The sequence below is a fragment of the Melioribacter sulfuriphilus genome, assembly GCF_051488685.1.
Lineage (GTDB): Bacteria > Bacteroidota > Ignavibacteria > Ignavibacteriales > Melioribacteraceae > Melioribacter.
Window position 1 is genome coordinate 86,914 of sequence record NZ_JBPSEH010000002.1, and the last position, 17,380, is coordinate 104,293.

General features: G+C 35.1%; 18 protein-coding genes. 17 read left to right on the plus strand and 1 reads right to left on the minus strand.

From position 1 onward, the window contains the following. Positions 1-2 precede the first annotated feature (2 nt). Positions 3-710 (plus strand): hypothetical protein, encoded by a 708-nt coding sequence (locus tag ACSSV9_RS03560; protein WP_437345853.1) that lies wholly within the window; start codon positions 3-5, stop codon positions 708-710. On the opposite strand, the gene polA is transcribed toward ACSSV9_RS03560, so the two are convergent. Next, positions 707-3,490, minus strand: coding sequence for a DNA polymerase I (gene polA / locus ACSSV9_RS03565; protein WP_437345854.1), 2,784 nt, complete (start codon positions 3,488-3,490; stop codon positions 707-709). The genes ACSSV9_RS03560 and polA overlap by 4 nt on opposite strands. 55 nt (positions 3,491-3,545) lie before the next feature. Here polA and ACSSV9_RS03570 point away from each other — a divergent pair, with 55 nt between their 5' ends. The 16 genes from ACSSV9_RS03570 to ACSSV9_RS03645 all read left to right on the plus strand — a co-directional run bounded on the left by ACSSV9_RS03570 (position 3,546) and on the right by ACSSV9_RS03645 (position 17,377). Beyond that, on the plus strand, positions 3,546-4,574 hold the full coding sequence (locus ACSSV9_RS03570) for an endonuclease/exonuclease/phosphatase family protein (protein WP_437345855.1): 1,029 nt from the start codon (positions 3,546-3,548) through the stop codon (positions 4,572-4,574). After that, positions 4,574-5,263: an SDR family NAD(P)-dependent oxidoreductase gene (locus tag ACSSV9_RS03575; RefSeq protein ID WP_437345856.1), complete on the plus strand. Its 690-nt coding sequence runs from the start codon at positions 4,574-4,576 to the stop codon at positions 5,261-5,263. Before ACSSV9_RS03570 ends, ACSSV9_RS03575 begins: the two co-directional genes overlap by 1 nt. A 133-nt stretch (positions 5,264-5,396) precedes the next feature. Then, positions 5,397-6,089, plus strand: a complete 693-nt coding sequence (locus ACSSV9_RS03580) for a MotA/TolQ/ExbB proton channel family protein (RefSeq protein WP_437345857.1) — start codon at positions 5,397-5,399, stop codon at positions 6,087-6,089. A gap of 19 nt (positions 6,090-6,108) precedes the next feature. Next, on the plus strand, positions 6,109-6,654 hold the full coding sequence (locus tag ACSSV9_RS03585; protein WP_437345858.1) for an ExbD/TolR family protein: 546 nt from the start codon (positions 6,109-6,111) through the stop codon (positions 6,652-6,654). A 12-nt stretch (positions 6,655-6,666) separates the two neighbouring features. Continuing rightward, the gene (locus tag ACSSV9_RS03590; RefSeq protein WP_437345859.1) at positions 6,667-7,080 is read left to right on the plus strand and encodes an ExbD/TolR family protein; all 414 of its coding nucleotides are present in this window, start codon (positions 6,667-6,669) and stop codon (positions 7,078-7,080) included. Positions 7,081-7,159: 79 nt separating this feature from the next. After that, positions 7,160-7,609, plus strand: coding sequence for a GatB/YqeY domain-containing protein (locus ACSSV9_RS03595; RefSeq protein ID WP_437345860.1), 450 nt, complete (start codon positions 7,160-7,162; stop codon positions 7,607-7,609). An 11-nt stretch (positions 7,610-7,620) separates the two neighbouring features. After that, positions 7,621-8,148, plus strand: a complete 528-nt coding sequence (locus tag ACSSV9_RS03600; RefSeq protein WP_437345861.1) for a CvpA family protein — start codon at positions 7,621-7,623, stop codon at positions 8,146-8,148. A 1-nt stretch (position 8,149) separates the two neighbouring features. Beyond that, positions 8,150-10,498 carry an endonuclease MutS2 gene (locus ACSSV9_RS03605; protein ID WP_437345862.1) on the plus strand — a complete coding sequence of 783 codons (2,349 nt, stop codon included), beginning with the start codon at positions 8,150-8,152 and terminating at the stop codon, positions 10,496-10,498. A 59-nt stretch (positions 10,499-10,557) separates the two neighbouring features. Continuing rightward, positions 10,558-12,012, plus strand: a complete 1,455-nt coding sequence (locus ACSSV9_RS03610) for an acetyl-CoA carboxylase biotin carboxylase subunit (RefSeq protein ID WP_437345863.1) — start codon at positions 10,558-10,560, stop codon at positions 12,010-12,012. After that, positions 12,005-12,508 carry an acyl-CoA carboxylase biotin carboxyl carrier protein subunit gene (locus tag ACSSV9_RS03615; protein WP_437345864.1) on the plus strand — a complete coding sequence of 168 codons (504 nt, stop codon included), beginning with the start codon at positions 12,005-12,007 and terminating at the stop codon, positions 12,506-12,508. The genes ACSSV9_RS03610 and ACSSV9_RS03615 overlap by 8 nt, the downstream gene beginning before the upstream one ends. Before the next feature lie 65 nt (positions 12,509-12,573). Next, on the plus strand, positions 12,574-13,830 hold the full coding sequence (locus ACSSV9_RS03620; protein ID WP_437345865.1) for an OmpP1/FadL family transporter: 1,257 nt from the start codon (positions 12,574-12,576) through the stop codon (positions 13,828-13,830). Between the two features lie 36 nt (positions 13,831-13,866). Then, entirely contained in the window at positions 13,867-14,307 is a 441-nt protein-coding gene (locus ACSSV9_RS03625; protein WP_437345866.1) for an SPOR domain-containing protein, read from the plus strand. A 77-nt stretch (positions 14,308-14,384) separates the two neighbouring features. Continuing rightward, positions 14,385-14,801, plus strand: coding sequence for a single-stranded DNA-binding protein (locus ACSSV9_RS03630; protein ID WP_437345867.1), 417 nt, complete (start codon positions 14,385-14,387; stop codon positions 14,799-14,801). A 53-nt stretch (positions 14,802-14,854) separates the two neighbouring features. Beyond that, complete coding sequence (locus ACSSV9_RS03635) at positions 14,855-16,120, plus strand: hemolysin family protein (protein WP_437345868.1); 1,266 nt, start codon at positions 14,855-14,857, stop codon at positions 16,118-16,120. Further along, positions 16,120-16,491 carry a hypothetical protein gene (locus ACSSV9_RS03640; RefSeq protein WP_437345869.1) on the plus strand — a complete coding sequence of 124 codons (372 nt, stop codon included), beginning with the start codon at positions 16,120-16,122 and terminating at the stop codon, positions 16,489-16,491. Before ACSSV9_RS03635 ends, ACSSV9_RS03640 begins: the two co-directional genes overlap by 1 nt. Beyond that, positions 16,469-17,377, plus strand: a complete 909-nt coding sequence (locus tag ACSSV9_RS03645) for an MlaD family protein (RefSeq protein WP_437345870.1) — start codon at positions 16,469-16,471, stop codon at positions 17,375-17,377. Before ACSSV9_RS03640 ends, ACSSV9_RS03645 begins: the two co-directional genes overlap by 23 nt. The last annotated feature ends 3 nt before the right edge of the window (positions 17,378-17,380 follow it).

Below are 17,380 nucleotides of genomic sequence, written 5' to 3' on the forward strand. Positions count from 1 at the left end.
AAATGCTTACGAGATTAGTTTTTCTTTTGATTGTTGTCATTAATGCAAGCGCACAACAAGAATTCTACGAAATTAAGATCATTTCGGAAAGTCCTGGGGTGTCTATTTTTGTTGATAATCAGTTTGTCGGTTATGATACTATTTCGGTTAAGTTAAATAGAGGAAAACATACGATCTTGATATTTGAATCTCCTCTTATCTGGAATGGGATGATGATTGTCGATACAATTATTGTAGACGAATCTTCGTCCCAAACATTTAATTATCAATTACCTTCAGTGGCTGTGATTAACTCAAAACCTAATGATGCTATTGTTCGAGTCAACAATAAATTTAAAGGCTATACGCCACTACGAATTTTTTGTTTTGACGAAGATGTGGTTTCGGTTTCACGAAATGGTATTGAGTGTAAATATAGTGGAGTAAAAGACAAGTTGAATGTAAATTTAGAAGTTTTGCCAGAAAGGCAAAAAGCCAGATTTTCTAGTTCAACCAACTTCAAATTGCTTATGGCATCATCTCTGCTGCTTGGAGGTATTGCTGCTTATTTCAAACTAAGAGCCGATAGTATTTATGAAGACTATCTTCGTTCAGGCGACAATGAACTATATGAAAAAGTAAACCGGTACGATATCTACAGTGGAATTGCATTCGGTCTGTTGCAGATTAATTTTGGTTATCTGTTTTACAAGTTACTTACCGAAGATTAATGAGCATCCAGCCAGTTGGAGCCAGTTCCAATATCCACAACAATTGGGACATTAAGAGGCATTGCAGTTTCCATTAAATTTTTTATTACCGGCTTTAATTCGCTTAATTCTTTTTGAGGCATATCAAATACAAGTTCGTCGTGAACCTGTAATATCATTTTAGTTTTTGATTTTCTTTTATTTAATTCGTTGAAGATTTTTATCATTGCTAGCTTAATCATATCTGCAGCCGTACCTTGAATTGGCATATTGATAGCAACACGTTCTTCAAATTGTCTTATTGTTCTGTTTTTGCTGTTGATATTTTTAAGGTATCTTCTTCGGCCTGTTAGAGTTTCTGCGTACCCATTTTGGCGTGCTTTTTCAATCGATTCGTCCATGAATTTTTTAACCTTGGTGAAAGAATTAAAATAATTGTCAAAAATTTCTTTCGCATGCGACTGCGAAATACCCAGTCGATTTTTCAAACCGAATGGACCCAAACCGTAAAGGATTCCAAAATTTACTTCTTTAGCTTTACGGCGCATGTCAGGTGTAACGTCATCGGGGTCGACTTTGAAAACCATTGCTGCAGTGCGGCGGTGAATATCCTCGCCTTTTTCGAAAGCCGCAATTAAATTTTCGTCGCCTGATATGCTTGCCATTATCCTTAGTTCGATCTGACTGTAGTCAGCGCTCAAAATAATATTATTTTTGTCGGAAGGAATAAATGCTTTTCGGATTTCTTTTCCGAGTTCTGTTCTGATTGGTATATTTTGCAAGTTTGGATCGTTGCTCGATAGTCTGCCAGTTGATACTACAGTTTGATTGTATGTGGTATGAATTTTACCAGTTTTCGGATTGATCAGAGTTGGAAGGGCATCTGCATATGTCGATTTCAGTTTAGCAATTTGTCTATATTCCAGAATCAAATCAATTACAGGGTGAGCTCCGCGTAAAGATTCAAGAGATTTTGCATCGGTAGAATATCCGGTTTTTGTTTTGCTAGTTTGAGGCAATTTCAATTTGTCGAATAAAACTTTCTGAAGCTGTTGCGTAGAGTTTATGTTGAATTCTTCTTCCGAGTAAGCATATATTTCTTTTGAAATTAATTCTAATTTAATTTCGAGTTCTTTACTGAATTCTTTCAAACTCTCGACGTCGATCTTAACACCCGTGCGTTCCATATCTTCCAGTACTGGTACCAGTGGGAATTCGATTTCATAAGCGACTTTCTCAAGCTTTTCTTTCTTTAAAATTTCGTCGAGAATCTTGTAGAGTCGAAAAGTAATGTCGGCGTCTTCGCACGAATATTCTGCAAGTTTGTTCAAATCTACTTCAAATATTTTTTCTGGTGTTTTTTTCGAACCAATTAATTCGATCAATGGAATTGGTTTGTATTTCAGATACTTTGCCGATAGTTCGTCCATTCCATGCTTCTGATCGGGGTCAATAACGTAACTTGCTAACATGGTATCAAAGTAAAAATTCTTTACTTCTATACCATAAGTTCTCATAACGGCAATGTCATATTTACCGTTCTGGCAAACTTTTTTGATCTTTTCGTTTTCTAAAACAGGCTTAAAAATCTCGATAAATTTCTTTATCGGTAAACGGTCGGTCAATTCGGAGGTAAACAATTCTTCCTTTGTTCGTTCGGGATTAACAGCCACAAACCAGGCTTCGTTTGGTTTAAGTGAAAAAGAAACACCTGCAAGATTTACATTGAATATATCGAGTGAATCCGTTTCAGTATCAAATACAAGTAGTTCGGCATTTGATAGTTTCTTTGCAAATTCTACGGCATCTTTTTCGGTAGAAATTAGTTTATAATTAATCTTCGACTTATCGAAAGAACTGTAATCATTTGGGGAAAGCTTCATTCCGTCATCTTCCAGTGGCTCCAGAGCATCGTTTTCGCCGGCATAAATTTTTTTTAATTTGTCGGCAAACGACCTGAATTCAAGTTCTCCGAATATTTTCATCAGTTTATTGAAGTCTGGTTTAGTAAATTTTGCTTCCTCGAGGTTGAAATTGAATGGCACGTCAGTTTTAATCGTCGCAAGTTCTTTCGACAAAAATGCATTTTCTTTGTTCTCGATTAATTTTTTAACGACCGATTGTTTCTCAATTTTATCGAGATTTTCGTAAATCTTTTCTATTGAGCCATATTTTTGAATTAAGGGCGCTGCAGTTTTTGGACCGATGCCTGCAACTCCGGGGATATCATCCGAACTATCGCCCACAAGCGCAAGATAGTCGATCATTTGTGAAGGTTTTATACCGTATTCTTCTTCTACTTTCTTTTCGTCGAAAATTACAATTTCATCCGTCGATTTTCCTGGTTTTATGATTTTAATGTTATCACCGATCAATTGTATGTAATCCTTATCTGGTGTGATTGCGTATGCAATCAACCCAGCTTCAGCGGCTTTTTTAACTGCAGTTCCTATTAGGTCATCGGCTTCGTAACCAGGTAAAATATAGATTGGTATATTAAACGCTTCTATTATCTCTTTAATTCTTGCTATTTGCGGAATCATCTCTTCAGGCATTTCTTCGCGTGACGATTTATAATTCTCATATTTTTCGTGGCGGAAGTTTTTTTCTTTTGAGTCGAATGCTATTGCTGCATAATCGGGTTTAGTATCTTCCAATATTTTAAATAATTGGCTTAAAAAACCGTAGACCGCCGAAGTCGGTTCACCTTTACTGGTATACAAAGGTCTCGTAATGAAAGCGTAATAACCTTTATATGCCAGCGACATAGCGTCGATAATAACAAATTTTTTTTTACCCATTTATCGCCCTAAAATGTTATATTCACTTCCGAAAATATGAATTAGCGAACACATTATGAAATACAAATCAATAATATCTCTATTCTTAATTTTAATTCAGACCCGAGTGTTCTCCAATGGCCTGGAAATGAGCGAGGATACTCTATATGTAGCAAGCTGGAACGTAGAAAATTTATTCGACACGGAAGATAATCCCTTAAAAAACGACGATGAATTTACACCCGAAGGTTCAAAACAATGGACGGACGAGAGACTCGAACAAAAACTGGAAAATCTTGAACGAGTAATCAATTACATGAACGACGGCTGTGGTCCCGATATTTTATGTCTACAGGAAGTAGAAAATATATGGGTGGCTAAAAGGCTTGTTTACCGGCTTAATTACAGAGATTACGTTATAGCTTACAGAGATTCTCCCGACGAAAGGGGAATTGACGTTACAGTTATATACGATAGAAGTATCTTCTCAGTTTTGAATGTCGATACGTTTTCTGTTAAACTTCCTGAGGGTGATAAGACGCGTTATATTATGTTAGTTGAGTTAATGCATAAAAAGAGCAAAGAAAAAATTTATCTATTGGGTAATCACTGGCCTTCAAGGGGCGGTGGAAGAGAAAAATCTGAAGAACCAAATCGATTGGCTGCTGCCAGAACTGTAAGAAATGTTGTCGATAGTCTAATGAATCTAAACAAGGATTCGAATATTATAATTCTTGGCGATTTTAATGACGAGCCCGACAACGAATCCATTACAAAAATTTTGAAAGCGCATAATATTGAAAATTACAACGACTTAATTAACACAGCATACGAAAAATTTAAAAACGGGGAAGGTACATATTATTACCGTAAAGACTGGAATATGATTGATCAGATTATAATTTCAAAAGCGCTCGTTGACAACAGAGGATTGGATTATGTTACAAATAGTTTTGAAATTGTGCGTCCGGAATATATGGTACAGCAGGAAGGGGATTATAAAGGAGCGCCGTTGAGAACATTTGCAGGAAATAGATATTTTGGTGGTTTCAGCGATCATTTTCCAGTAGCGGCAAAATTTTATTTAATCAAAGAAAAAAAGTAATGAATAAAATATTTTTATTATTTGGCGCCTCCGGAAAACTGGGGCAGGAAGCCATTAGTTATTTTCTCAATTGTGAATACGATTATTATTATTTCTTCTCCAGAAAAAAATTAGAACTTCCGTCAACCGAAAAAAAATGTGAGAATATCATCGTGGGAGATTTAGCTGACGAATCAAAAGTAATTGAGGCATTCAATAAAATTCGAAGAGATAGCGATTCTTATTATTATCTATTCGATACAATTGGTACATACTGGGGAGGTAAAAGAATTGACGAGACGCCGTACGAAGAATGGAAAAAGTTGATTGATATAAATCTGAACACTTCATTTTTAATCGCAAGAGAATTTATGAGACTGGTAGCATCCTCAAAAGGAGGGTCGATTTGTTTTACGAGCGCATTTACTTCACTTTCGAACGAAGCAGGTATTGCAGCTTATGGGACATCGAAAAATGCTCTTAATTATTTCGTTAAAACACTGGCTGAAGAAGGGAAATCTATTAATCTCAATGCGAATGCAATTGCCCCTTATATACTGGATACCGAATCGAACAGGCAATGGATTGATGATAAAAATAAATTGATACCACTAAAAGAATTGTGTATAGTTGTAGAAAATATCTTCGAAAGCAAAAAAATATTTACAGGCAACATTATTTTCTTTTCAGAATCATTAAAAAATTCTTAATTTAGTGAGGTATAAAAATTATTTATTGACTTTTTTGACTCATTTATTTAATGTTCGTTACTCATTTTTCAAGAATAATAAGTTTTTTTTGAATTAATTAAAAAAATAAAAAAATAATCGGAGGTTTTTCCATATGCAACTCGCAGAGATTACAGGCTTTATTACTGGAATTTTAGCTCAAGTAGAAGAACCGGGCCTTATCGGATATTTGCAACAAAAGTTCATAGAAGGCGGCTTTTTCATGTGGCCCATACTTGGATGCTTGGTAATTGGATTGGGCTTCTCAATTGAAAGATTCTGGACATTATCACGTGCTACAATAAGCACTAAAAAATTTATTGTTCAAGTTAAAGAAGCTCTTCAAAAGGGTGGTGTACCCGAAGCAATAAAATTATGTGAAAACACAAGAGGTTCCATTGCCTCAGTATTTCACGCTGGTTTATTGAGAGCCGACGAGGGTCTCGACGCTGCAGAAAAAGCTATTATGGCTTACGGTGCAATCGAAATGGGATTCCTCGAAAAAGGTATGATCTGGATTTCAACCTTTATTGCACTTGCTCCGATGCTTGGGTTCACCGGTACTGTACAGGGTATGATTCAGGCATTTGACGCTATTAAAGAAGCAGCTCAAATTTCACCGAGTATCGTTGCCGGTGGTATCTCAGTAGCTCTTTTAACAACACTTTTTGGTCTAGTTGTTGCTATGATCCTTCAGGTTCTCTACAATTACTTCGTCTCCCGTATAGACCGTTTGGTAGCTGATATGGAAGAAAGTTCTATTGAACTTATTGATGCTTTATACGAATTGAAAACCAAGAAAAGCTAATTAAAACGAGTATTTTAAAATGGTCAAGATAAAAAAACGTAAACTTTCCGATGCCGAAATACCTACAAGTTCGATGGCGGACATTTCGTTCCTCTTGCTATTATTCTTCCTTGTCTCCACAGTTATCGACGTCGATACAGGTATCGGTTTAGTACTACCGGAATATATTCCACCAGAACAACAAGAGTTTGTACCAATTTCTAAGGATCGTCTGGCCGCAGTGCTGATAAACGAAAACGGCGACGTCCTTCTTAATAACGAAATTATTGCTATTCCGCAGATTGCAAAAACTCTTAAACCGAGAATCGAAGAAAAAATTAATTTGCCTTCAAATAAGAAACTTGTTGTTTCCGTAAAGACGGATAGAAAAACCAATTATAACCTTTACATACAGGCATTGGATCAGATTAAAGACGCTTATTTCCAGGTGCGCGAGGAATACGCACGCTCTAAATTTGGTAAAAGAATTATTGACCTGGACGAACGCAGTGAAGAAATGAAAGAAATTAAAGAAAAAATTCCGATAATTATAAGTTTAGCTGAACCGGAATCTGTAAAAAAATAATTGAGGAAAAAGATGAAATTTCAGAAAAAAAGAGCGAATACAAAACAATCGATACCGACTGCCTCGCTGCCCGATATTGTCTTTATGCTTCTTTTATTCTTCATGGTTACCACTACTCTTCGAGAAGTAGACGTTCTGGTAAGTTTTAAACTACCAGAAGCAAAAGCCATCGAGAAAATTGAAAATAAGAGGCTTGTTTCGTATATCTGGGTTGGTAACGACGGCAGAATACAGCTCAACGATAGTATCACAAAACTGGAAGAAATTGAAGGTATTATGTATAATAAACGCCTTGCAATGCCTAACGTAATTGTCTCTTTGCGAATTGATAAGAATTCTGATATGGGTATTGTAACCGACATTCAACAGGAATTGAGAAAAGCTTCTTGTCTCAGAATTAATTACTCGACATTGCTCAAAATATAGTTGCACAATTTATAATTTCTAAGGCAGGTTGTTTTCTTAATAACCTGCCTTTTTTTTTGAATTTAGGTGAGGTAAATCAATGAGTCTGAAAGATAAAATCAATAATGACCTTAAAGAGGCTATGAAATCGGGCGACAAGATTCGCCTCGAAACAATACGTTCGATTAGAGCATTGATACTCGAATTTGAAAAAAGCGGTAGCGGTAAGTCTCTAAATGAAGAGGAGGAAATTAAATTACTTACCAGCGCCGCAAAAAAAAGACGTGAAGCCGTAGAACAGTATAAAGCCGCAGGCAGAAATGAACTGGCTGAAAAAGAAGAAACCGAGTTGAAAATAATCGAAAGCTATCTCCCAAAACAATTGTCACCTGAAGAGGTTTTCGAAGAAATTAAAAAAATTGCTGAAACCATAGGGGTTTCTACAAAAGAGGATTTCCCCAAATTAATGCCAGTAGCGGCTAAAACACTTAAAGGTAAAGCCGATGGTAAATTGATTAAAGAAATGGTCGAAAAGTTTTTGCAACATTGACAAGGTTATAATTGAACTACTTAGACTATTTGATTATTGTTATAGCATTAGTCGGTTTTATTCTTGGTTTTAAAGACGGTCTCATCAGAAAAATTATAGGCATTACAGGACTTGTTGCGGCTGTAATTTTGACTGTCAATTTTTCGGATAAATTGGGTGTTGTTCTAACGCCAATTTTAAATGACGACGAATATTTCGCAAAAATAATAGCAGCCGTTTTAATATTTTTGACAACAATCATTCTTTTTTCAATCTTAAAAAGGATTGTCCATCCATCAGATAAAGTCAATAAATTGATAAATCAAATTGTAGGTGGCTTAATAGGAACTCTTCAGATAATTATATTTCTGAGTGGGCTATTTCTGGTCCTCGATTTATTAGGATTTCCCGAAAAACAGACACGTAAGGATTCTCTAATGTATGAGCACGTGTATAATATAATTCCGGGATTTATCAATTTCATCATGGAAAGAAGTTCGAGCGCAACCGACTTAATTAAAGATTTTATTGAAAAAACAGATACTTTGAAAAATAACTGACATGGTAAAAAACGATACACTGGATAAACTCGAATTCCGTAAAATTACAGACTATATAGCTAATTATTGTCAAACTGAAGCTGGTAAAAAGAAAATAAAGGAACTATCACCTTCGAGCGATCGTAATCATATTATTTCAGAAACAGATAAAATAAACTATGCACGCAATCTACTAATCAGGAAAGATATTCCACCCATCGAATATTTACCTGAACTGACAGATTCAATATACCGTTCAAGAATTGAAGGAGTTGTCCTTTCGTCGAAAGAAATAAGAGAAATTTATCGTCTTGCACAGATGTCGAGAAAACTGGTAGGCTATTTGAAACCCGAAGATCCAATCGAAACGCCGCTGGAGAACTTGAGAAATAATTTAATGATCGATAAGGTGTTCGAAAATAGCATCGAAAAAATTTTCGATGAAAATTGGGATGTAAAAGACAATGCAAGTTCTACTCTAAAATCGATCAGGAACGAAATTCATGAAAAAGAGTTATTGCTTCAAAAGACTGTTAATCGTTTGCTGAAAAAATTGAGTGAAGAATACCTTGTGCAGGAAGAATATTTTACTCAACGGGATGGCAGAATTGTTCTACCCGTAAAAGCAGAGCACAAAAGACATATCAAAGGCTTTATTCATTCGGAATCATCCACCGGTCAAACTGTCTATATCGAACCTGCTGAAATACTCGAATTGAATAACGATATCCTTTCTTTAAAATTTGCAGAAAAAAGAGAAATCGAAAAAATCCTTTTAGTGCTTACTAAACAAATTGCTGTTAAAAGTGAAGAACTACTAATTACTTACAATGCTGTCACCAATGCAGACACTCTATTTGCAAGGGCAAAATATGCTCTCGAAATTATTGGTTCTATCCCTACATTCGACGAAAATAAACCACTTGAATTGATAGATGCAAGGCATCCTATTTTGCTAAAGAAACTTGGATTTGAAGCTGCAATTCCTTTGAATCTGAAAATAACCAATCAGAAAGTACTTGTACTGACTGGACCAAATGCGGGAGGGAAAACTGTTGCAATCAAAACAATCGGTCTGCTGGTACTGATGGCTCAATCAGGAATCCCGATACCGTGTCATCCCGATTCGAATCTGCATCTCTTTGAAAATGTTCTTGTGGACATAGGTGATTATCAATCGATTGAAGACGATTTAAGTACATTTAGTTCACATCTAACAAATATTAAGTCGATACTTGAGGAAGCAAATGAGAGAACTCTTGTACTACTTGATGAAGTAGGTACTGGAACTGATCCGGTTGAAGGGGCGGCAATAGCTACCGGTATTTTGATTTCATTACGGGACAAAGGTGCTCTTGTTATAGCAACGACACATCATGGTTCTCTTAAATTGATTGCAAATCAACTCGACAAATTTCAAAATTGTTCGATGGAATTCGACAGTGAGAAATTAAAACCGACATATCGATTTAATCAGGGGATGCCTGGTTCAAGCTATGCATTCGAAATTGCAAGTCGAATTGGTTTCGACGAACAATTTATTGAGCTTTCCAAACGATACATTGACAGTGACAAATCGAAGATAGAAGAATTTTTAATTGATATCGAAAAAAAATCACATGAATTGAAAAATCAATATCATAATCTCGAACTGGAGAATTTACGTCTCAAAAGTCTTGCTAATCTTTATCAGGAAAAAATAAATAAGTTAGAAAAGCAAAAAAAAGAAATACTCGAAGAAGCTCATAAAAAAGCTAATCTCTTGTTGTCCGACGTTAACAGGAAAATCGAAAATACCATTAAGAATATCATCCAATCGAATGCTAACAAAGAAGTTATTAAGAAAGAAAAAAGTGAAATAGAAACAATAAAAAAGAAAACTCAAAGTTATCTCGAAAAATCAAAAAGCGAAGATAAATCAGATTATAAATTAAATGTGGGCGATTTCGTCTCTATCAAAGGAACTACTTCTGTAGGAGTACTGGATGAAATTGATGTCGAAAAAGATAAAGCATTAATAACAATTGGCACATTAAAAATCAAAGCAAAATATAGCTCACTGGTTCCGGCTAATAAGTCAGATTTTAAAGACTACGAAAAAAAGAGAGTAATTACTGATTACGACCACGTTAAATATCGACTCGATATAAGAGGTATGCGTTCCGATGAGGCTGAGTTTGAAATTATTCGTTTCCTTGACGATTCTTTAATGTACGGTCTGGAAAGAGTTGAGATACTGCACGGAAAAGGAACGGGAGCATTAAAACAATTGGCGCATTCAATTCTTAAGAACTATAAAGGGATTAAAAATTATTATTTTGCTAATATCGAAAGCGGAGGAGAGGGAATTACCATCGTTGAATTTGAATGAGCAGTTTTTTCTGATAAAAAATATTATTATCTTAATTAAAAGATAACTGCTCATAATAAATGTTTAATAAAATACTAATTGCCAATAGAGGGGAAATTGCTCTAAGAATTATTAGAGCATGTAATGAACTGGGTATAAAGACAATTGCAATTTATTCGGACATAGATAAATTTTCTCCTCATGTTGCTGCAGCAGACGAAGCCTTCAAAATAGGTGAACCGAGAGCATACCTAAATCAAAATTTAATTCTTGAAATAGCCCAAAAAGCAGATGTAGATGCAATACATCCGGGCTACGGTTATTTATCTGAGAACGAAAATTTTATAAAAGCTGTAGAGGCAAGCAATATTACTTTTATTGGTCCTTCGTCTAAGTCAGTTAAACTAATGGGCAACAAGTTAAACGCTCGCAAGTTAATGCTCGACAGTAATATCCCTGTTGTGCCCGGCTCAATTAAACCGATTTATAATTTAGAAGAAGCTATCTTAATAGCAAATGAAATTGGATATCCGATTATGTTGAAAGCTTCTGGTGGTGGAGGTGGAAAGGGAATTCGTATGGTCTCCGAAGATAAAGAACTTCGGCAGGTATTTAACTTAACACGCAGCGAAGCTCTAAAGGCTTTTGGCAACGACGAAATTTATATCGAAAAATTGATTGTCAATCCAAAACATATCGAGGTACAAATTTTAGGCGACCGACATGGCAATTATGCTCATCTATTTGAAAGAGAATGCTCTCTTCAAAGACGTTTTCAGAAAATAATTGAAGAAGCTCCTTCGCCTTCAATTGATCCAGAATTAAGGTTAAAAATAACAGATGCTGCAGTAAGAGCTGCCCGGGCATGTAACTATTATAACGCCGGTACAGTTGAATTTCTGATGGATGATAACCACAACTTTTATTTTTTAGAAATGAATACGCGTTTGCAAGTGGAACATCCAGTTACTGAGTCAATTACAGGGATCGATATTGTAAAAGAACAGATTAAAATAGCAGCAGGAGAAAAGCTGTCGTTTACTCAGGATGAAGTCTCAATTAATGGTCATTCAATTGAATGCAGAATTAATTCTGAAGACTTTGATTTTTCACCTTCGACCGGAAAAATTACAAATCACAAAATTCCCACTTTACCCGGTATAAGGGTAGACTATGGTATTGACATCGGGTCAGATGTTTCATTATACTACGACCCATTATTATCAAAAGTTATTAGCCACGGCAGAAGTCGTAACGAAGCCCTTGTTCGAATGTTGAATGCACTTGATAATTATTTAATTACGGACGTTGAAACTAATATTCCACTCCTAAAACAAATTTTAAAGAGCGATATTTTCAGAGATGCTTCATTTAATATTAATACACTAAAAAATTTTTCTTTTATTCGGGAAAGCAATCAGGGCTTAGAAATAGCTGCAGTAGTTTCAGCCGTCTTAAATTATAGTAATAAATTTAAATCTAACGGCGATGTGACAAATAACAAAAATAAATGGTACGAACTAAAATATGATTGATTTCGTAGTTGAAATTAATGACAAAAAATACTCTGTTACTTATAAAGGAGGAAATAAAATAATTATTAATGACGTGGAATTTACGATCGATGAATTTAATACTAAAAATGAGAATGAATATTTACTTCGATTAGGACAAAAGCATTACAACATCTTATCGGGACAATCAGAAGATAATAGATTTACGTATAATGTTTGCGGAAATCTATATAAATTAAAACTGCATACGCGTCTTCAATATTTGATTCAGAGCAGACGCGAAGAAAAACTGAGTAAAGAAAAATATTCCGAAATTAAAGCTCCAATGCCTGGTTTAATTGTCAAATTAAATGTTGAAAAAGGGAGTGAAGTAAAAAAAGGGCAAAGTCTGATTGTACTAGAAGCAATGAAAATGGAAAACGAAATACAATCGCCACGAGACGGCAAAATAAAAGATATTAGAATTAAGACAGGTGTAAGTGTAGAGAAAAATGAATTGTTAATTTTATTAGAATAATTCTTTTTGCTTTTAAAAAACAATTACTTATTTTAATGTTCGCATAACAAAAACAGGGAGGTTGTGTGAAAAAATCTTTACAATTATTTCTTTTTATTTTAATTACAGCGGGTATAATTAAGGGAAGTGGATTCCAATTAAACGAGCATGGCGCCAGAGCAATGGCTATGGGAGGCGCGTTTACTGGATTAGCCAATGATCCCTCGGCAATCTATTTTAATCCCGCAGGAATTACTCAATTAAAAGGAACTAATTTCTATCTTGGAACCACATTAATTGTTCCTCTTGCTACTTACAAAACTCCTACTCAGCCAGCTTCTGAAGTTGACATGGAAAATCAGCTCTTTACTCCTATCAACTTTTATCTTACTCAGCAATTGACCGATAAATTGCATATCGGACTTGGTGTGAATAATCCTTACGGATTGGGGACAAAATGGGATCCAAATTGGATCGGGAAATACCTGGCAGTAGAAACAGAACTAAGGGCGTTCTTTTTCACGCCGGTTATTGCTTATCAATTGTCTGATCAACTGTCATTAAGTTTAGGCGGCACTTTTGCATGGGCAGATGTAACAATAATTCGCAAAGCGCCTATTCCCGTTGGAGGGGATTTTGAAATCAATATGAATGGCGACGGCACGGCTTTTGGTTTTTCTGCCGGTTTACTCTACAAACCCACAGCGGATTTTTCTGTGGGACTTAGTTATCGCAGCGAGGTTAATTTTGATTTCGAAGGTACTGCTACAAGTACTCCAGCAGGATTTGTTCATCCGTTATTGGGTTTAACTTTACCCCTTCCAAATGGAAATATTAAAGCTCCACTGTCCACTCCACAAAACATAACTGTCGGTGTGGCATATTCTGCAAATGACAATTTAATGTTGACGGCAGATTTTCAATATGTTGGCTGGTCGAGTTATGACAAACTCGAGGTTACTTTTGAAAATTACGATCTCGATTTAAACCCTGCTAATGGACAGCAAAATGTCCAATCTGCCGACAGAAAATATGAAAATTCTTTTATTGTTCGAGGTGGATTTGAGTATTCTATGGAAAGCGGTTCTAAATTAAGAGGTGGCTTGTTCTACGACAATAGTCCTGTTAAAGATGAATATGTAGAGCCTACATTGCCCGACGCCGACCGTATCGGGTTGAATATCGGTTACGGACTGAAATTATCGGAAAAATTCTCGATTGATTTATCGTATCTCTACTTAATCTTTATGGAGAGAGAAGTTACTAATTCAAAATTCAACTTTAACGGAACTTATACAAACAGTGCACATTTATTGGGCGTTAATTTTTCTTATTCTTTGTAATTAGATAATGCCCCGATTTATGCGGGGCATTTTTTTATGAAAATCAGTTTTATAATCATTACCATTTTTATTTTATTATTTGGTTGTTCATCTTTACGTAAAACACAAAATGAACAACCCGAAGAAAAAGTATATATATTCGATGAGTTAGAAACTCTCGATGAAGTAAGTAAAACTGATACTTTAAATAATGAAAACAAAATTGAGGAGATTCCTTCCGACGAGGTTAAGAAGAAAACCATCCATTTTATTGTTCAGGTCGCTGCTTTTTCGAACAGAATTAACGCAGAAAAATTCGTTGAAATGAATTCAAGTAAAACAGACTATGAACTCAATATTATTTATAAAGATGAAGTTAAAATGTATACAGTGCAGCTCTTTCCATTTGACTCTATCGAAAAGGCAGAAAAGGTGAGGGATGAGTTAAAAAAAGTGTCCGAATTTAAAAATACCTTCATTTTTACGATAGAAGATTAATCTTATTCTGTTTGGCAATTTTCAGTTAATAATCATAAATTTATACTGCATTTTTTAACAAAAAAAAAGGTGGGCAAGTGGCTTTTTCTTTAAACAAGATTATGCTTATTGGAAATCTGGGAAGCGATGCTGAAACACGTTTTACTACGAACAATGTATCTGTAACTACATTTTCACTGGCTACTACGAGAAGTTACAAGGGACGGGACGGCAATTGGGTTAATGAAACTACATGGCATAATGTTGTGGCTTACAATTTATCCGACTTTTATAAAGATGCCTTAAAAAAAGGGAAGAAGTTTTATATCGAGGGAAGAATATCAAAACGGGATTATGAGGATAAGAACGGCATAAAGAGATACTTTACGGAAGTAGTTGCCGAACAGCTAATTCCTCTGGATAGCAGAGAAGCACCACCAGAAACCGGCGGAGAAGAAATTCAAGGTGATGCTCCTGCTATGGAAGCCGATTCGGACGAGGATTTACCATTTTAATTGTATGTTGAATAAAGTCGGGATTTGACGATAACTTGGAAAGCGATTCATTTTTGCGTATAGTTCTTCTAATAATTTTTATTATTCTCTCCGGATTCTTTTCTGGATCGGAAGTGGCTCTCTTTTCTCTCGACAGGAAAAAAATTAAAGATTTTCGGAAAACAAGCAAAATTATAGGAAGCTATCTCCAGATATTACTGGATAATCCCAGACGTATTCTGGTAACTATTTTACTCGGTAATACAATAGTTAATACAGCAGCGTCTATCATTTCCGTTCTAATAGCTTTAGACCTCGCTAAAATTTACAATGTCTCAGCGGAACTTGCTATCACAGTTCAAATTATCATCCTAACCATAATTATTCTTCTCTTTGGTGAAATAATTCCGAAATTAATTGCAAATAAGAATAATATCAGTTTTGCCAGAATGGTTGCTATGCCTCTTTACTGGTTTAGTGTGCTGTTTTTCCCGATTGCCAAAATATTGAGTGACTTGCTCCGAGTGGCTACTGCAAAAATTAAGACGGATAAATTCAAAAATCCTCTTCTTAATTCAGAAATTACCGAACTGACTAATCTCGGCGTGGAGAGAGGAACAATTGAAGAAGACGAGCACGAACTTATTGAAGGCATAGTATCTTTTAGAAGCGTAACAGCGCGGGAAATAATGACTCCACGCGTCGACATTGTAGCAGTCCCTGTAGATATTACTTTTGATGAACTAATGAAAGTTATTAATGAATCGGGTTACAGTCGTATTCCTTTATATGAAAACTCGCTCGATAATATTATTGGAATTATTTATGTCAAAGACTTACTACCGTATTTGAAGAATCCCGAAATGCGCAAGTCACTTTCACTTCGTAAAATTGCGCGTGAAGTATTCTTTGTGCCCCAGACAAAATATATAAACGAGTTGCTCCACGATTTCCAGGAGAAAAAGCTTCATCTGGGAATTGTAGTCGACGAATATGGTGGCACTTCCGGTTTGATTTCTCTCGAAGATATTCTTGAAGAAATAGTTGGAGATATACGGGACGAATTCGATAAAGAAGAAAATCCGATAGTTAAAATTTCGGACAATACTTATTTGCTAAGCGGTAGATTGCCTATCGACGAACTGAGTGAGCTTCTTGGAAAAGATTTGTCAAACGAAGACGACGATTATGATACGCTCGCCGGTTTTATTCTAAATCACGCAGGTTCTATTCCAGAAGAAGGTTTCTCTTTTACCGATAAAGGCATTAAATTTACTGTGAAGGAAATTCTTAACAAAAGAATAAATAAAATTCTTGTAGAAAAACTGCCGGAGCAATAATGAGAAAGGGATGTTTTTTAACCCTGGTCTCCATAATTACAATTGCAATCGGTAGTTTGATTTTTGTCTATAGGCAATACGGGTCGATGATAGAAAACTATGTTAAAGAAAAAATATTCGAAATTGGTGTAAATGATTTTAAAAAAAGATTTGATAAGTTACAGCACAATAAATATGACGATTCTTTGCAGGTACTTTTTTCGGAAAAAATTGAAAAACTAAAAAAAGAAAATTTCGAAGAATCGATGGAAAATTTTGAAAAAATTGTTAATCGCACAAAAATATTTATTGAGGATAGTGTCATCGACTCACTTGAATTTAATATTCTGAAAAAAATAATTAACGAAGATGAAAGACGAGAGAAAAACTGAAATTAAAGTTGGTATTACTGTATTCCTTGCACTTATAATCTTTTTCTGGGTTCTCGGCTGGGCTAAAAATATTACTTTTAACGCCGACAAAACAGAATTGAGGATTAAGTTCAATAATGTTGCAGGACTTGAAATTGGAGATCCGGTTACCATCAACGGTGTGCGAGCTGGTTATGTAGAAGATATAAAGACTGAAAACAATTATGTAATAGCATTACTAAAAATTGACAGAAACATTTCTTTACGTCAGGATGCTACTTTCCAAATAATGATGCTCGATTTGATGGGAGGTAAAAAAGTAGAAGTTTTTCCGGGGAATTCGGATATTCTTCTCGACGCCGACCAAATTCATAATGGCATGTTCCTCGGCGATATTTCAACTACAATGGCTTTATTAGGCAATTTACAATCTGATTTAATTCATTTAATTAAAGAAGTTGATCTTACTCTTACAAAATTGAATAATACTATTCTCGACGACCGCTTTACGGGTGAGGTAACTGCTTTAGTAAAAAATTTGAATAATACAGTTGATAATCTCAATTCGTTTGTAACTCGGAACGAATCAAATATTACAAAATTATTATCCAGTACAGTCGAAATTACAGAGAATGTCGATAGTCTAATTTTAGAAAACAGAGATACAGTTAAAGTGTTCCTTAAAAATGCAAATCTGACTTTAAAGGAATCGAAGGAACTATTAAATGAATTGAATTCAATGATACATGAAACGCGTCGCAGCGAAAATAATCTTGGCAAGTTATTGTATGACGATAAATTTATGGAAGATATAAAAAATACAATGACAAAGCTCAATAAACTCGTCGAAATTTTAGAAGAGCAAATACGTGGCAAAGGTATCAAAGTAGACGCAAATATTTTCTAAAAG

Bases quoted from the DNA above. Each gene is read 5' to 3' on its own strand.
- ACSSV9_RS03560 (WP_437345853.1), top strand. From the start codon at position 3: ATGCTTACGAGATTAGTTTTTCTTTTGATTGTTGTCATTAATGCAAGC.
- polA (WP_437345854.1), bottom strand. From the start codon at position 3,490: ATGGGTAAAAAAAAATTTGTTATTATCGACGCTATGTCGCTGGCATAT.
- ACSSV9_RS03570 (WP_437345855.1), top strand. From the start codon at position 3,546: ATGAAATACAAATCAATAATATCTCTATTCTTAATTTTAATTCAGACC.
- ACSSV9_RS03575 (WP_437345856.1), top strand. From the start codon at position 4,574: ATGAATAAAATATTTTTATTATTTGGCGCCTCCGGAAAACTGGGGCAG.
- ACSSV9_RS03580 (WP_437345857.1), top strand. From the start codon at position 5,397: ATGCAACTCGCAGAGATTACAGGCTTTATTACTGGAATTTTAGCTCAA.
- ACSSV9_RS03585 (WP_437345858.1), top strand. From the start codon at position 6,109: ATGGTCAAGATAAAAAAACGTAAACTTTCCGATGCCGAAATACCTACA.
- ACSSV9_RS03590 (WP_437345859.1), top strand. From the start codon at position 6,667: ATGAAATTTCAGAAAAAAAGAGCGAATACAAAACAATCGATACCGACT.
- ACSSV9_RS03595 (WP_437345860.1), top strand. From the start codon at position 7,160: ATGAGTCTGAAAGATAAAATCAATAATGACCTTAAAGAGGCTATGAAA.
- ACSSV9_RS03605 (WP_437345862.1), top strand. From the start codon at position 8,150: ATGGTAAAAAACGATACACTGGATAAACTCGAATTCCGTAAAATTACA.
- ACSSV9_RS03610 (WP_437345863.1), top strand. From the start codon at position 10,558: ATGTTTAATAAAATACTAATTGCCAATAGAGGGGAAATTGCTCTAAGA.
- ACSSV9_RS03615 (WP_437345864.1), top strand. From the start codon at position 12,005: ATGATTGATTTCGTAGTTGAAATTAATGACAAAAAATACTCTGTTACT.
- ACSSV9_RS03625 (WP_437345866.1), top strand. From the start codon at position 13,867: ATGAAAATCAGTTTTATAATCATTACCATTTTTATTTTATTATTTGGT.
- ACSSV9_RS03640 (WP_437345869.1), top strand. From the start codon at position 16,120: ATGAGAAAGGGATGTTTTTTAACCCTGGTCTCCATAATTACAATTGCA.
- ACSSV9_RS03645 (WP_437345870.1), top strand. From the start codon at position 16,469: ATGAAAGACGAGAGAAAAACTGAAATTAAAGTTGGTATTACTGTATTC.